13 protein-coding genes are annotated in these 16,943 nt (G+C 39.2%); 6 read left to right on the plus strand and 7 right to left on the minus strand.

The annotated features are described in order from the left end of the window. The first annotated feature begins 52 nt into the window (after positions 1-52). A complete protein-coding gene (locus L1999_RS15625; protein ID WP_235739396.1) occupies positions 53-727 on the plus strand; it encodes a response regulator transcription factor in 675 nt (224 codons plus the stop codon). Beyond that, positions 724-1,716: a sensor histidine kinase gene (locus L1999_RS15630; RefSeq protein WP_235739397.1), complete on the plus strand. Its 993-nt coding sequence runs from the start codon at positions 724-726 to the stop codon at positions 1,714-1,716. Before L1999_RS15625 ends, L1999_RS15630 begins: the two co-directional genes overlap by 4 nt. Before the next feature lie 28 nt (positions 1,717-1,744). Here the strand turns inward: L1999_RS15630 and L1999_RS15635 are convergent, their stop codons facing one another. Both L1999_RS15635 and L1999_RS15640 read right to left on the minus strand, forming a co-directional pair. After that, a complete protein-coding gene (locus L1999_RS15635; protein WP_235739398.1) occupies positions 1,745-3,661 on the minus strand; it encodes an FtsX-like permease family protein in 1,917 nt (638 codons plus the stop codon). After that, positions 3,648-4,415 (minus strand): ABC transporter ATP-binding protein, encoded by a 768-nt coding sequence (locus L1999_RS15640; protein ID WP_235739399.1) that lies wholly within the window; start codon positions 4,413-4,415, stop codon positions 3,648-3,650. Before L1999_RS15640 ends, L1999_RS15635 begins: the two co-directional genes overlap by 14 nt. A gap of 250 nt (positions 4,416-4,665) precedes the next feature. Between L1999_RS15640 and L1999_RS15645 the strand changes: the two genes are divergently transcribed. Both L1999_RS15645 and L1999_RS15650 read left to right on the plus strand, forming a co-directional pair. Then, positions 4,666-5,832 (plus strand): MFS transporter, encoded by a 1,167-nt coding sequence (locus L1999_RS15645; RefSeq protein WP_235739400.1) that lies wholly within the window; start codon positions 4,666-4,668, stop codon positions 5,830-5,832. A 72-nt stretch (positions 5,833-5,904) separates the two neighbouring features. Continuing rightward, complete coding sequence (locus L1999_RS15650; protein ID WP_235739401.1) at positions 5,905-6,252, plus strand: hypothetical protein; 348 nt, start codon at positions 5,905-5,907, stop codon at positions 6,250-6,252. Positions 6,253-6,328: 76 nt separating this feature from the next. Here L1999_RS15650 and L1999_RS15655 read toward each other — a convergent pair whose 3' ends face one another. The 4 genes from L1999_RS15655 to L1999_RS15670 form a co-directional block, all read right to left on the minus strand. Next, complete coding sequence (locus L1999_RS15655; protein ID WP_235739402.1) at positions 6,329-7,159, minus strand: D-alanyl-D-alanine carboxypeptidase family protein; 831 nt, start codon at positions 7,157-7,159, stop codon at positions 6,329-6,331. A gap of 28 nt (positions 7,160-7,187) precedes the next feature. Beyond that, positions 7,188-8,381 carry a nucleoside transporter C-terminal domain-containing protein gene (locus L1999_RS15660; RefSeq protein ID WP_235739403.1) on the minus strand — a complete coding sequence of 398 codons (1,194 nt, stop codon included), beginning with the start codon at positions 8,379-8,381 and terminating at the stop codon, positions 7,188-7,190. Between the two features lie 241 nt (positions 8,382-8,622). After that, a complete protein-coding gene (locus L1999_RS15665) occupies positions 8,623-10,212 on the minus strand; it encodes an amidohydrolase (RefSeq protein ID WP_235739404.1) in 1,590 nt (529 codons plus the stop codon). Positions 10,213-10,384: 172 nt separating this feature from the next. Continuing rightward, the gene (locus tag L1999_RS15670; protein WP_235739405.1) at positions 10,385-11,032 is read right to left on the minus strand and encodes a hypothetical protein; all 648 of its coding nucleotides are present in this window, start codon (positions 11,030-11,032) and stop codon (positions 10,385-10,387) included. 633 nt (positions 11,033-11,665) lie between these two features. On the opposite strand from L1999_RS15670, the gene L1999_RS15675 reads away from it, so the two are divergent. After that, positions 11,666-15,004 (plus strand): trifunctional glycoside hydrolase family 18/polysaccharide deacetylase/glycosyltransferase family 2 protein, encoded by a 3,339-nt coding sequence (locus tag L1999_RS15675; protein WP_430540042.1) that lies wholly within the window; start codon positions 11,666-11,668, stop codon positions 15,002-15,004. Positions 15,005-15,219: 215 nt separating this feature from the next. Then, positions 15,220-15,819, plus strand: a complete 600-nt coding sequence (locus L1999_RS15680; protein ID WP_235739407.1) for an NADPH-dependent FMN reductase — start codon at positions 15,220-15,222, stop codon at positions 15,817-15,819. Between the two features lie 46 nt (positions 15,820-15,865). Here L1999_RS15680 and L1999_RS15685 read toward each other — a convergent pair whose 3' ends face one another. After that, entirely contained in the window at positions 15,866-16,942 is a 1,077-nt protein-coding gene (locus tag L1999_RS15685; protein WP_235739408.1) for a copper resistance D family protein, read from the minus strand. Position 16,943: the final 1 nt, after the last annotated feature.

Raw genomic sequence — 16,943 nt, forward strand, 5'->3', positions numbered from 1 at the left:
GCACGTAAAGTATAATTGTTTTAAGGAAAATCTGAAAAATGGTGTGATGATAATGTATAAAATAATGATTGTGGAAGATGATCCAAAAATTAGCCATATTATTTTCGAGCATTTAAAAAAATGGCGATTTAAACCATTGGAGACAAAAGAATTTGATCGATTGGAACATCTACTGTTCGAATTCAACCCTGATTTGGTTCTACTCGATATCAATCTTCCCGACTATGACGGATTCTATTGGTGCAGTAAATTCCGTCAGATTTCAAAGGTGCCGATTATCTTTATCTCCTCGCGAACTGAGACGATGGATATCGTAATGGCCATGAATATGGGTGGAGATGATTTTATTCAAAAGCCCTTTTCACTTGAAGTACTGATGGCTAAAATCACTGCACTCCTAAGGAGAACCTACACCTATCAACAAGAAGAGAATCCGTACCTTGAGCATAAGGGGGTAATGCTTAATATGAATAAAAGAAGCTTGCGGCATCTTGACAACGAAATCGCTTTAACCAAAAATGAGTATCTAATCCTCTCCTTGTTAATGAGGAAGAAAGAATCAGTTGTGAGTCGGGACGAGATCATGCAGGCACTATGGGAAAGTGAGAATTTTATTGACGACAATACGCTGACGGTCAATATTGCCCGCCTCCGTCGGAAATTGGATGACTTGGGATTAAAAGATTTCATTGTAACGAAAAAACGATTAGGATACATCCTATCATGACGTTTAAACAATATCTTTCCGATCAAAAATGGCTGTTGGTTACGTTTGCTATTTTACTAGTGATCATCTCTGTTCTCATAAGTGTGGACCCTAACCTGGAAGTCACGGTAAATAGCCTCCTATACTTAGTGGTTCTTGCAGGTATTTTCATAACTGTTTACTTCATAGGTTCCTATTTTTTTAAAAAACAACAATTAAAGCGATGGAAGGAATTCAACATGACTCAGGCAGCTTCCCTTACAAAAGCCAGCACCCATGAAGAAATAACCTATATCCAAGCAATACAACAGGTAAACGAAACCTATCTCCAACAAATTCACGAAATGAAAGAAGCATCCAAAGAACAACTAGAATTTATGACACACTGGTTCCATGAAATCAAAACACCGATTGCTGTTAGTCGATTATTGTTAGAAACGGAAATAGAATCTGCTAGTCTACAGGAGGAAATTAGTCGGATTGAGAGCTATGTAGAACAAGCCCTCTATTTCTCCCGACTCCATGAATTTAATAAAGATTACCTCATTCAGGAAGTAAGCCTCGAAAAATTAATTAAGCAAATAATAGCTGCAGAATCAAAAGCATTCATCGCCAAACGGATAAAAGTAATGGTTCCAAACACAAGCATGACAGTGCTTAGTGATAAGAAGGCATTAAGTTATATCATTCGCCAGCTCTTGCTTAATTCGCTCAAATACACACTGGAACAAGGGGAGATTACCTTTTCTGTTAATCGAGAAACAAAACAATTACTCCTTGCTGATAATGGGATAGGGATTCCGGCAGAAGACCTGCCTAGAGTATTTGACAAAGGGTTTACCGGTAAAAATGGCCGGACATCACCACACTCGACAGGAATGGGTCTCTTCCTGGCCAAGAAAACAGCCGAGAAGCTTGGACATGAATTGATTCTTTCCTCAAAACCAAATGTTGGTACAGAGGCGGTCATATCATTTGGAACCCAGCCTGACGATTACTTTTCGATATAGGGAAAGCAAGCCACTTTGGGCTTGCTTTTTACATAACCTTAATCATTTTTAAATAGCTTCTAGTTGTTACCCAGAAGTACGCTAAATAAATGAAAACATAGACGGCAAAACACAGGATAAACGGAAGAACCATGTCAATTTGTAAAAAATCAGCGAGGATAGAGAGAATCACCCCTGTGTTACAGACTGCAAGGATGATCGGTAAGATAAATACTAAACCAAGCTGCTTGTTAATTGATTTTTTAATTATTTTATCAGATATCCCAATCTTCGTTAATATGTGGTAACGCTCTTTGTCATTTGTAGCTTCCATAAGCTGTTTGAAATAAATCATACTCCCCGTAGCAAGCAAAAAAACGAGTCCGAGGAAAATGCCGATAAAAATCAGCAAACCATATGTCTCTAATCCATAGTGATACTTTTCATAAAAACTTGCAAAAATTGGCTGATTCTCAGCATATCTTAAGTGCTTTATATGTTTTTCGATGTTAGCATTAAGTTTCTCTGCTGTTTTATCAACGCTTGTTTTAACCATATAAAGTGTTTCTGGATTCCCTTCCTGTTTCAACTCCTCGTAAAGAGAATTACTAATGACGAGTGGAAATAACATCTCTCCCTGGTTAAGTAATGAAATATCCTTATAAGCTGTAATGGTAATGGAACGGTTCGCTGGTAAAGTAAGCTTTTTTCCTGAAAAGGGATCGGAATTACGGTCTAGGTTCCCGTCATAAAAGGCCATGGCCTCGTTTTTGCCTAAGTGGGTCCTATCCGTGATACCTCTTAGTTTCATCAATTCATGATATGTTTTTTCCGAAATTATCATAGTTTGGAAGAAATCAGGCACTCTAGTTAAAGAGGAAACATCAGCTTTTATTGACAGATAGTCTACTTTTTTCTTATAAAGAATCTTTCTACCTAATGTTTTTTCAATCATGGTTTGTAATTGATGATTTACATCTTCATTTTTCATATTAAACATATAGCTATACGGATTATTTAGTTCGGTTAGTTGACCAAGATGTCGATATAAACTATACGTGGTAATACAGGCTATGAGTGTGACACTGCTTAAAAGGGAAATGACGGTCAAAATAAGCACATTCCCTTTGATTCTATAAAAAAGATTCGTAATACTAAGTAAATTCTCTCCTTTTAAATAAAACCCGGTAGCTTTTTGGGCCAGTTTTAGCAGAAGAGCCACCAACGAGCTAAACGCGAAATAGGAACCTATCATTAATAATAGAATTGCTGGTACGAACCGGAAGGTCGGGTTGTTAACTATATCGTTGGGATTTAATAAAAGCGTATAGGCACTACCTATAAACATAAGCGAAAGGATGCTCTTTAACCAAGAAATAAGGGGAGAGCTCTCTCCTTTTTGTTCTGCTTTAAACAGCTCTGCTAATGAAAATCGGTAAATTAATCGGTAGCTTTGAAAGGATGTAAGCAGCGTTATCAAAAGAAAAACGGCTGTCGTCTGGATAAGCCCTCGCTCTTTAATCGTAAAGGCCGCCTCCAGCGAGAATCCCATCATCTTAAAGATAATCATCGTAAACAGTTTTGAGAATAATAGACCGACAGTGATTCCGATAAAAAGAGCGAACACCCCCATAATCAAATTCTCATAAAACAGCAGCTGTCCGATTTTTTTCTTACTCATTCCAAACAGTGCATACAACCCTACCTCTTTTTTGCGCTTTTTTGTAAAAAAAGCATTCGAATACCAGATGAAAATGGCCGAAAAGACAATCAGTATGACAGCGGCCGCTTGAAATGCCGGCTCTAGCTTCCCCCGTGTGACAGAGGAAGAAATCAACTGCTCATTGTACTGTAAGGAAACAAACGTAAAATATATTGAAATACTAATGATCATCGAATATAGATAGATCACATATTGACGTAGATTTTTCAGTATATTTTTTCTGGCAAGACTAAACAGCGTCATACTGACCGCCTCCAAGTGTTGACAGAATCGATAATATTTGTTGAAATAATTGTTCTCTGGTGCTTTCTCCTTTGTGAATTTCAGTGAATAAGGAACCATCCTTTATAAAAATGACTCTTGAACAAAAGCTCGCTGCAAAAGGGTCGTGTGTTACCATTAAGATCGTAGTAAGTTGATTCTCATTTAATTTACTCAGTGTTTGCAGTAATTGGTAAGCTGAGGTTGAATCCAGTGCACCGGTAGGCTCATCGGCAAAAAGGATGGTCGGCCCGCCTATTAAGGCCCGACACACCGCTGTCCGCTGCTGCTGACCTCCCGATATTTCATAGGGATACTTATCGATAATGGCCTGTATTCCAAACCTTTCTGCTATTGTGTTCATCTTTTGCTTGATTTCATGTTTCGGGCAATTTGTGAATACTAATGGCAGCATGATATTTTCAGCAACAGTTAATGTATCTAGTAAATTGTAATCTTGAAAAATAAATCCCAGCTTATCCCTTCTAAATTCTCGCAATGGTTCTTCCTTCAGTTTTGTCAGTTCCATGCCTTCGATTCGAATAGACCCTGACGTAGGGGCTTCAATCGAGGAGAGTACATTTAATAATGAAGATTTCCCCGATCCTGAAGGCCCCATTACTGCAACAAATTCTCCTTTTGCTATATTTATATCAATCTCATTCAAGGCTGCAATCGTGGTTCGTTTTGCCCCAAAGACTTTATTTACTCCCTTAGCTTCTAAAACAAATTCCATTCCTACTCCCCCATTTCCAATTTCTCCATAGTTTTACTATAATGAAATCTCATATGCTTTACCATAATCAGTCCTTACACTTTGGAGGTTCAACCTTACATTTTTGTAAGGTTTGCGATAAACTTTCCGGAGCTGCTGATTTCCCACTATTTCCAATCAAGGAAATAATGGGATGTAATTGCTTGTTTTCGAACATTCCTTTGCTATACTCTAATATAGAATGACTTTTTAACCATTGGGGGTGAAATCTTTGCAAACAAAAAGGGCTTTACCGATATTATTTTTAGTTATGTTTCTCGTCATGATTGGATTCGGGATCATCATTCCGGTTTTACCTTTTTACGCGCAGGAAATTGGGGCTAATCCAACGGAACTTGGTCTATTGATGGCGGTTTATTCACTAATGCAGCTTATTTTTGCCCCAATATGGGGTCAGGTTTCTGACCGAATCGGGCGAAAGCCGGTAATGATGCTTGGCATCGCTGGACTGGGACTCTCCTTCTTCATCCAGGCTATTTCCACACAATTGTGGATGTTATTTGCCGCGAGAATACTCGGCGGAATTTTATCCTCTGCTAATATGCCAACCGCGATGGCCTATGTAGCTGATATTACAACTGAGGAAAACCGTGGTAAGGGAATGGGGATTATCGGGGCAGCGACAGGCCTTGGCTTTGTTTTCGGGCCGGCAATTGGCGGCATCTTTTCAAAAATCAGCTTAAATATGCCTTTTTATCTGGCAAGTGGATCTTCGTTCATCACCCTAGTGCTTGTATTCATTTTATTGAAAGAATCCAAACGGAATGGGAGCGAATCTGTACAAAAGAGACCCGCTTTCTGGAAGGCGCTTAACGGACCCACATCGATTCTGTTTTTCGTTCAGTTTTTAATTTCACTCTCCCTTTCAGGGCTTGAAGCAACCTTTGCTTATTTTGCTGCTAAAAAAGCAGGTTTGGATGCCATACAGCTTGGTTATATTTTCATGATTATGGGCTTCGGCAGTGCACTCGTTCAAGGGGGATTGGTTGGCAGATTAACGAAGAGATTTGGTGAGAGAGTAGTGATACAAGGCGGGATGATTGTTTCGGCCATTGGATTCGGGCTTATCTTGCTTGTCCAAAGTTTTACTACTGCTGCGATCTTTTTAACTATTTTTGGATTAGGAAATGGCGTCATCCGACCAAGTGTCTCTTCCCTATTGACGAAACTATCGACAGCAGGTCATGGGCGGGCTACTGGCTTGTTATCGTCATTTGATTCACTCGGCCGGATTATTGGTCCGCCATTAGGCGGATGGCTATTTTCGTTAACCATTGGACTGCCTTACATTTCGGGGGTCGTGATTACAATTGTTGCCTTTGTGTTATTTCTGATCTTCCGACCTCAGGTGAATCCTGCGAAAATAACCAATCCTTAATTTATAAGGCATATGTTGTGCGGACATGCATAAAATGGGTTTGAGGATTCAAAAAAAATGAGGAGCATATACATGAAAAGAAAAACCCTTATCAGTGTTTTTTTCGTTGTGATTCTCTTAGGCTTTTCAGCTTATCTTGATTCACCATACTCATTCCTGAATAAAGACTATGCCTATTCAAATGATCAGCCCGCATCGGCCATTCCAGCAGAAGTGAAACCATCAACGAACGTCCCGGAAACAGAAGAACGACTTGTGAAACGTAAAAAAGAGGATGGCTATATCCTAGAAACATATGAGGAATATGAAGTCTATAAAGACAAAGATGGTCATATTTTAAAAAGTGAACCGACCGGCCAAACGGATACCCTTAAATATTGGGACTATAGCAAGAGTAGAGGAATTAGTAAAGACCGCTAGAAAGAATGCAGCGGTCTTTTTTTGTGTCTTAGAAATTTATTGATTTACTAGTTATGGATTTGTTTGTATGCCAGTTTTAGCGGGCCGAAAGTGCTTGCATATAATCAAACGAATAGTTTGCCATTGTCTGGATGTCACTGTATTTGGACTTTTTATCCGTCTTCATAACAACAGAGATGACTTCCTTATCCCCCTTTTTTAAATATTCAACCAATGTATGTTGTGCGGCATCCGTAAAACCAGGTTTCCCGGCAATTGCGTACGGCATGTTACGAAGCAGAGTATGAATCGTTTTCTCTTGCCTGCTTGTTCTAATTTTCGTCGTTTGTGTAGACAAGACTTTCAGCACGTTAGGATGCGAAATCGCTTCTTTGGTGATGAGCGCCATATCATAGGGGGTGGTGTAATGGGCGGGATGATGTAATCCATTTGCTGTTACGAAATGGGTGTCTTTAAGTCCCCATTGTTTAACGGTCTGATTCATAAGTTCGGCAAATCCGGCTTCACTGCCAGCCACATTTTCAGCAATTGCCACAGCGACATCATTTGCACTTAACAGTAATAAAGCCTTCATTGCGTCTTGTTTAGAAATCATTTCGCCTGCTGTCAGTCCGAAACAGATGCATTCTTGTTGTGCTGCATGTCGACTAACCGTTAACTTTTCCCCATCGTTCAAACGATTATCCAAAATTGTGGCAGTTAACACTTTCGTCATACTGGCAGGATATGCTTTTGAGTGGGCATGCTTGTCGTAAAGAATCTCGCCAGTCACTGCGTCGATGGCGACTCCATACTCCCCCACAATATTGGGTGGCACTGCCTCAGCCGTACTCACCTTCTGTGACAACCCATTCAGGATGAAAAGGATTAAACTGGTTGTTACAACGAACTTCCGGATGTTGACCATGATGTTCCTCCAGTTTTACTAGTGCTTTTTACCAGATAAACAACCCCACATACAAGGCACTTAGCAGCGAAACGGCAATTCCGCTCACTAACAGCTTCCAGACATTTTTTCCAATGATTCGAGATTTTTCATCCCCCATGATCGAAGCAATGGCTCCGTATATCATCCCCACTGTGCTAAAATTGGCAAAGGAAGTCAAAAACGTTGTAGCCACAGCAACGGTATGACGTGGTAAGGAAGCAAGATGCTTCTTAAGATCAATCATCGCGACAAATTCGTTTGTCGCAAGCTTTGTACCCATCAACTGAGCAACATACATGGCATCATGTCCTGACAATCCTAGAAGAAAAGCAAAAGGACTAAAAATGAATGAAAAAATCTTTTGGACCGTAAGTCCATGTATAAAAAATCCTAATATTCCATTAACGCAGGCGGTTAACGCTACGTAACCCACCACCATCGCCATAATGACAATAACCATGCGAATTCCGACAAGCATACTGTTAGAAATGGTAGAGAAGAAATCTTTTCGTTCATTCTTGGAAGGTACATAGACAATGTCTTCTTCTTTACTGACATCAATCGGATTTAACAAACTTGCCAGCAATAAAGCATTTAGGCAGTTTAACGGAATCGCAGCAAATACATATATACCAGGAACCATACTTAGGTAAGCGCCGATAATCGACCCGCTAATGCTGCTCATGCTCATGATTCCAAACGTAAGGAGCCGGTTTTCCTTCAACACGATGAGCTGTTGTCTAATGACAGCCAATGCCTCGGTATTTCCAAGGAACATCATTTGTAACGAAAAAAAGCTTTCCAACTTAGGCAATCCTGAAACCTTAGAAATCACCCAGCCTACTTTATCAATAATCCAGATTAAGATCCCAAAATAGGTAAGGATGTCAAAGAAGGTAATGATAAAAATAATCGGCATTAATGCACTAAAGAAGAAATCAACAGATGGATTCGCCATCGCAGATGGGAAAACAAAAGAGATCCCCTCGTTCGAACAGGAGATAAGAAACGTAAAAAACGAGGCAATTTGATTGATAATCCAGGTTCCAATTTTAGTAGCAAGCATAAACCAGGTAATCAACAATTCAAGCACAATCAAACTAATAATCGAACGCCATTTTACTTTTTTCTTATTAGGAGAGCAAAGAAATACCAGACCTAAAACAACCAGAACCCCTAATACATTCATAAGAAAAAGCATGCAAACCCCCCCTGTGCTAGGGCTTCCTTGTAACAGAAAGTCCTCATTCCACGCTCAGTACTAGACTTGAGAATGAAAATAATCAGTATCTAAGTAAATAGTCTGCATGTTTTTTCCTAGTTTATTCATATTTAAAAGTACCAGCCAACGCCTTTCTCCCTCACCCTTTTCTACAAAAGCCAAAAATAAATCCAACCCATATTCATAGGTTGGAAGTACTTTAAAAATCGATTTCTAAATCCTAATTGAATCTAACTCTGTCAAATACCGTCTTACCCGCCACAACGGTTTTCACGGCTTTTGCTGCCAGCATTTCTTCGGATGTTCCCGTAAACAAATCCCGATCAAAGATGGAAAAGTCAGCTGCATATCCAGGTTTTATAAGCCCGCGTTCGTGTTCTTTACATATGGCTTTTGCACTTCCAATGGTATAAAGTTGAATGGCTTGGAAGAGAGACAGCTTTTCTTCTGGAAGGTATCCATCATGTTCTGCATAAGGTTTTTTTCGCTCTACTGCGGCATAGATAGAAAATAAAGGATTAATATCCTCTATTGGTGCATCTGTTCCAGCCGCACACATTAAACCCCGGTCCATTAGTTTTTTCCAAGCGTAGGACCATTCCAGCCGGTCTCCACCCAGTCGATTTATGACCCATGGGAAATCAGAAGGTACAAATGCTGGTTGAATGTCTAACACAATGGATAACTTTTCCATCCTTTCCACTAAGTCTTCGCGCAACACACAACAATGGATCAGTCGGTCTCTTTTACCATTCGTTACTGGATATTTTTCAATGGTATTAAGCACTTGTTCTGCTCCTGCGTCGCCAATCATATGAATTGCCACGGCTTCATCATGCTGACGTGCCAATTTCACTAGTGCTTCTAATTCTTCATCTGTATGAATGAATAAGCCACGCTTCGCAGGTTGATCCGCATATGGTTGAGATAATGCTGCTGTATGGCCTCCTAATGCACCATCCACAAAGATTTTCATAGCCCCTGGTTCAATAAAAGGCTCGTCAAAAGCAGCATTTGCTTTCATCATTTCTTCAAACACGGCATGATGACGAAGCAGTGTGACTCTAAAGTGATGTTTTTCTCCTACAACCCGTTGGAAAGCGGTTAATGGATTCATAAACCCTCCAAAGTAGCTCATATCCTCGGTATGTCCACCAGTTAAACCATATGACAACATCTGATCAACCGCAAGATTAAGAGAATTGGTTAACGACTCTATATACGTTTCGCCCTTTCTTGGAATGGCTCTTGTCACGGCATTGGCTGCCTGGTCATATAACAAGCCATTTAACTTACCTTCCTTATCCCGGCCGATTTCACCGCCTGCTGGGGATTCACTTTCTTCAAAGATACTGCCTGCTTCAAGTGCTGCTGTATTGCCCAAGATCACATGATGACAAATTCTTGTTAACAGAATAGGTTCCCTGCGAATGTCATTGAGCTCTTGAATCGTCGGAATTCGTTGATCTGCAAAATTATTTTCATTCCATCCTTCACCAAATAACCACTGATCGGGAGGTGTGTTTTTTGCTGCCTCTTTCACCATTTTAAGCATTTCTTCTGCGGAAGTGGCCTTCGATAAATCTAGCCGGATTAACTTTTCACCTTGAAAGATCATATGCAGATGGCTATCAACGAAACCTGGATACATGGCGGCACCTTCCAAATGAATCAGCTCATCTGCCTGATTCTTGAGTTCATCAAAAGTACCTGTGGCGATAATTTTGTCTTCGTCCGTAAGAACCGCTTCTACCATTTCCTTTTCCTTTTCCATGGTGTAAATTGTTCCGCCAAACCATAGTTTTTTCATTCTAGTGGTCCTCTCTTTTCATCATGTATTAGATATAACCCCCGATATTAAGCTGTAACCAAAAGCTTTCCTGTAAACATCAACTCTTTTTCAGAATATATTATTTAATCTTAAAAATAAACATAATTCAAATCAAAATAAAAAAGGATCGCTATGATCCTTTTTAAATAAATTACTTTTTCTTTCCGCTGTTTTCTATTTGATCCTTGCGGTTGGCAGCTTTCTCTCTAGCTGCTTGTGAAACTTGTTTTCCATGATTGGCTGCCGTTGTTGGTGTTGTTTTAGTTGTTGGTGTTGTTGATGTTGATTGTGAGATTTTCGGTACGGTCATGGTAGATGTTTTTGTGCTAGTCGTTCCGGATATAGTAGGTTTCTGATTCGTTGAAATATTTGTAACTGGTGTTGGTGTTTTGGTAGTTGATGAAGCAGCACTTAATTTCGTCGCATTCGTTTGAATCGGAGCCGTTGTCTTACTATTCTTGTTACTGGCTCCTAGAGTAACAATCTTATGAGATCCTGTGGTCTCCACGTTTTTACTATTCGTTGTAAATGCTGGAACTGGAGCTTCCACCGTATTTTTTACTTGGGTGACTTCTTGACTAACGGTCTTTTGTGTTTGTATTATTGCCGGTTTTCCTTTAGGGCTATTATTATCATCTGTCTTTTGGTCATCGGATAAAGGTAATTTATTAATATGAGTTAATGGTTTAGTAGATTGATCGGTTAACGTAGATTGATCGGTTAACAAGGTGTTGGTGACAGAAAACGTAACGGATCCCACTAACACCATCGTTAGGGCTCCTATAATTCGTTTGTTCATTATTTTCCCCTTTTTTCATTTATGCAAGAATCAATACAAATTTCGACCAATGCCTATCGATATATGGGGGTATCTCAATAGTTTCTTGGTTTATCAAAGAACAATTAAGACCATAAAACCCAAGTATTTACTCAACTTCCATGTGATATTCTTAAAAACATTCCAGCCTACCCCCAAAATCCTTTCATGCCTGCCTAACCTTTTGTTGGTAGTCTTTTTTTTGTCGAAAAAACTGTAGATTAAGAAAACGTATTTTTCTATTCAATTAAACGCTAATTTTTATTACCACACCTATAAGGAGGAATCAGGGTGAATCGAGTTTTTAGGTGGTTGGTCCGCTCATTCTTTGCACCTGTTACTGGGAATAGAGGAGCAATTGCGAGTTCGCTCGGATTCTTATTGGCATTTTTGCCTATATACAGTCTAAGGATTCCATTATTGCTAGTTCTTTCACTTTTGTTTCGTCTTAATCTAATCTCCCTATTCCTTGGAACGTTAATAACCCTTTTTATTCCTACTATTCGAGAGTTGCCTTTCCTGGAACTACCTGTGTTGAAGGGTTACAATTTAACACCAATCTTGGGTGGATTAATTGGACTAGTTTGTTATATTATCTTCCATTGGTTTTACAATCTGGGTCTAAAAAAAGGGGAACGGAATCAAGAACATGTTTTTCTTGATTCCGCAAAAAGACGCTGGTCGGTCATTAAACGAATGAGCGCAGGCTTTATTGTATTAATAGTTTTTGTTTCATTTATTTTTATGGAAAGCCTTTATACTGACCCATCGTTTCCTAGGCTTCAATTAGCAAAAAGCGAAGCAACGAACGGGATTCAACCGATAAATCAAAGTTTCAGTGATGAACAGCTTGCTTCACAACTTCAACGGGAGAATCCAAGTCCTCTCATTCAAACAAAGAATAAACTAGGGAACCAAAATCAACTTTCAGGCAGCCAAGAGGTTTTTGGTTTCTACGTAAATTGGGACGAAAACAGCAAAAAATCTTTTGAAAAAAATATCAATTCGATTACAACCTTAATGCCGGAGTGGATGCAGCTTACTCCCGATTTAACCTTTACTAGCAGCGCTGACCCAGCTATTATTACTAAAGCAAAAGAACATAAGCTAAAGATTCTTCCAGTAATTAATAATTTTATAAATAATAAATGGGACAGAGCAACTCTCCACCGATTATTTACTAATCCTGGTGCGGAAGATCTTTTTATTAAAAATTTGTTAGCCTACGTGAGAGCAAATGACTTTGCTGGTATCAATATAGACTTCGAAAATGTTAGTCAAAATGACAAAACCCATTTGACAAATTTTACAAAAAAAGTTTCCGAGCAATTCCATCAACAAGGTCTCATGGTAACCATCGACGTCCCGCCAAGTAACAGTGCTTTTGATTATACTTCATTAGCAAATGATGTCGATCGGATGTTTGTCATGCTATATGACCAGCACAATTCAACAAGTACACCTGGACCTGTCGCACCATTAAATTGGGTAAAAGATAGCTTGAACCAACTCAATATACCTTCCCAAAAATTGATTGTGGGTTTGGGAAGCTATGGGTATGACTGGGAAGAAAACTCTAAGAATCCTGCTGAAACGGTAACTTTCGGGGATATCATGAATCTTGGAATCGGTACGGATCTTCAAATTCAGTGGAATAAACAAGCGGGTAACCCTTATTTGCGTTACAAAAGAAACGGAAAAAAACACGTTATTTGGTTCTTAGATGCCGCAACATTTTATAATCAAATGAAGACAGCAATCGCTAGTGGTTCAAAAGGGATCGCGCTTTGGCGCCTCGGATCTGAAGATCCTTCTATCTGGAACTATATTAATAAGTCAAAGGCATCCGACAATCCATCCAATGCCCTTAAAACGTTAGTCAGTCCTACACCTGTTCACTATTCAGGTGCGGGAGAAATTTTAAATGTCATTTCCCAATCTGAAAAAGGGAAAAGAAGCATTCAAATGGATTCGCAAGGTTTGATCCAAGATGAAACCTATACTAAATTACCAAAGCCTTTTGAAGTAGTTCGATATGGAAAACCCAATAAGAAAGAAATGGTCCTCACTTTTGATGACGGACCGGATCCAGTCTATACACCACAAATATTAGACATTTTAAACAAATATCATATAAAAGGTTCCTTCTTTATGGTTGGAAAGAATGCTGTACAACATCCAGAACTGGTAAAAAGAATTTATAGCGATGGCCATGAAATCGGCAGTCATACCTTCTCACATCCTAATGTTGCATCTACCACTCCTTTGCAAACAAAATTGGAGTTAAATGCCAATCAGCGGCTAGTTCAGGAAATTACCGGTCATTCGATGACCCTATTTCGCCCTCCGTATGTGGCCGATGCGGAACCAAGCACTACGAACGAACTGCTCCCAATAATGAGGGCACAGGAAATGGGATATACGATGGTTGGTGAATTAATAGACACGGACGATTGGCAAAGACCTTCTAGTAATCAAATTGTGAAACGGGTGTTGGAGCAGCTGTCAGAAGGAAATGTGATTTTATTCCACGATTCTGGTGGTGACCGCTCTAACACAGTAAAGGCTTTGCCAATTATCATTAAAGAACTTAAAAACCGCGGCTACAGCTTTACCACCATTGGTCATTTGATTGAAAAAAAGGATAGTCAGATTATGCCCTCAGCTAATCATGACAGCCCTTATATGATCTATGACAAAGCTGTATTTAAGCTCATGCAGGGCTGGCGTTTAGGTTTAACCATTCTTTTCTACTCGGCTATTTTCTTAGGAATTTTGCGTCTGGCGCTATTTATCTTCCTTTCTAGAAAGCAGGTTAAAGAGTATAAAGAGACTGTAATTGACCCTAACTTTACACCCTTTGTCAGTGTCGTGATCGCTGCCTATAACGAGGAAAAAGTAATTTGCAAAACGATTGACTCTATTTTAGCCAGTGATTATCCGACTTTCGAGGTGTTAATAATCGATGATGGTTCAAAGGATGATACGGCTAGAGTTGTTCAAAAAACTTACGCAAACCACCCCATAGTCAGATTAATTAAAAAATCCAATGGGGGAAAATCTTCGGCTGTTAATTTAGGTTTTAAGGCAGCAATCGGAGAAATCGTGGTTGCACTTGACGCTGATACACTCATAGCTAAAGATGCGATTACCCTGCTTGTTAACCATTTTAAAAATGAACACGTAGCGGCTGTTTCTGGCAATGTTAAAGTTGGCAATAAAGGAAACCTCCTTACAAATTGGCAGCATATCGAATATGTGACAGGCTTTAACCTTGAAAGAAGGGCATTCGCCGTTCTTAATTGTATTACAGTGGTACCAGGTGCGATCGGTGCATGGAGAAAGACAGCGGTAATCGAGGCAGGCTACTTTCAAGAGGATACACTGGCAGAAGATACCGATATCACTCTTACTCTTTTAAGCCTAGGAAAAAAAATTGAATTTGAAGAAAAGGCATATGCCTTTACAGAAGTTCCGGAAGATATTAAAAGCTTAGCAAAGCAACGTTACCGATGGGTTTATGGTACTTTACAATGTCTATGGAAACATCGCGGGTCCTTATTTAATAAAAAACATCCCACATTAGGATATATCGGGCTGCCAAATATGTGGATTTTCCAATATATCTATCAAACCATATCTCCGATTGCGGATATAGTGTTTCTCATCGCTCTTTTTAGCGGAAACGCTGGAAAAGCAGCCATTGGATTTATCCTATTTTATTTGCTTGATTTTGTTACATCCTTATATGCGTTCCGTCTGGAGAAAGAAAGCCCTAGACCACTGGGTTCCTTGTTTTTACAGCGAATCTTGTATAAACAGCTTATGACTTATGTTGTGATAAAATCCATCTTCTCTGCAATAAAGGGAGTAACTGTTGGTTGGAATAAACTTAAACGAAACGGTAATGTTACGCAGGAAACCTATATGGAGAATGTTAAGGAAAGTATTTAAAAATATCCGAAGGTCTTTCTCATCCGAGAAAGGCTTTTTTATATATCAGATTATCGGTTTAAGTAAATACTATAAATAATTTGTAAAGATAAATCTTATAAATAAGTATAAAGTCATGCAAAATAAAAGATATTAACTAATATTGGGCTTAATGAAAGGATAGAAAAGGGAGAACATTTCTACATACTTTAATTTAGCCGCAGGTGGTGTATGAATTGGGTTTTTTTAGCAGATTATTTGGTCAGGAAACCAAGGAGGAAACGAGTATGGCAAATGAAAAGTTAAACATCGGGATTATTTTAGGAAGCACACGTCAAGGGCGTGTAAGTCCACAAGTCGGCGAATGGGTGAAAGGAATAGCCGATAAACGAGGCGATGCAAATTACGAAATCGTTGATATTAAAGATTTTGATTTACCATTCTTGGGTACCACTGACGGTTCTGAGCCTGGTTTAGGAAGATGGAATGAGAAGCTTACAAGCTTAGACGGTTTTGTGTTTATCGTCGCAGAATACAATCATAGTATTACAGGGGCATTAAAAAACGCGCTTGATTGTGCTCGTGAGGCATGGAACAACAAAGCAGCAGGAATCGTCAGCTACGGATCGACCGGCGGTGCACGCGCCGCAGAGCACTTACGTGGAATTTGCGGGGAATTAAGTATTGCCGATGTCAGGGTCCACCCAACATTATCTTTATTTACTGATTTTGAAAACGGTACTGATTTCAAACCAAAGGACTTACACTTAAACAATGTGAATGCCATGCTCGACCAAGTTCTTGCTTGGAGCGGTGCATTAAAAACTGTACGCTAAACTCGTAAAAGGAGCATCATTCTTTTGAATGACTGCTCCCTTTTTTTTAAATTGTTAAAGAAAACATGAACCCGATATAAAGGACAACAATAAAACATACTCCAAATAAAACTCCTAATAATGGGTTCACCTTTTTAAAGCTAAGCAAAATCATCATTAAAAATAAAAAGGAAACCACCATTAATAATACGGATTGTAAATTTGGCGCTAAATGGGTAGTTAGGGTGGTGGTAATATTCTTTTCTAAGAACCATTCGACCCATTTAGACGGTCCTTCGGATCTTACAGTAAATTCAATTTCATGCGGAGGTGATAAGGTTCCCATTACCCCAGTGACATAAAAAATGATCAAGATAAATATACTTTCTCCCCTTATCCATGGACGAGGATTAAAGGAGGGTAATGTCAATGATTTCCTGGCTAAAACCCCGTTGATGATGGCAAAAAACAGAACTGGGATGATACTGATATGTTTAAGAAGCAACATTTGTCCATATGGCAATACCCAAGCTCTTACATAATCCTTCGGCTCTACCATATAAATCATTAAAATAAAACCGCTTATGAAAATAAACAGCAGGCTAACTAAGGCGACTGGCGTAAACCAACGTAAAAATTTGCCCCAATTAAGTTCCTCTTTTGAAAACCAGGCTACATGCAGCAGGATACCTGTCCATAATGTCACCATAAGAAAATGAAGGCTATGTGAAAACAAGCCTGTCCAAAAAGATAATGAGGCCACATGACTCGAATATCCCACTCCTAAAATCATCAATAATAACAAGATCGCATGCAAATATTTTGAAGCATTTAATTGTATGGCCATCCACAAGAAAGTTCCCATAAATCCAATGAAGATCCACGCTCTCCCGACTTGGAAATCTGTGAAAACCGCTTCTATCGCAATCGCGAGGCCAACACCTCCCTTGAAATAATAAATGGTTTGCAATATCGGCCCTAAAGTAAAAATGATAATACCTAACGTAGACAGAAGTAAAAACGGTTTGGCTATTTGAGTTTGGGGTTTACGATCATCTGGGACCAATAACAAGGCAACATGTCCCACCAAAATAGAATACATAAGATAATTTCCAAACTCGAAAAATGGTATTAAAAATCCCATG

Origin of the sequence: Neobacillus drentensis (assembly GCF_021560175.1) — a bacterium.
Classification (GTDB): domain Bacteria; phylum Bacillota; class Bacilli; order Bacillales; family Cytobacillaceae; genus Neobacillus; species Neobacillus drentensis_A.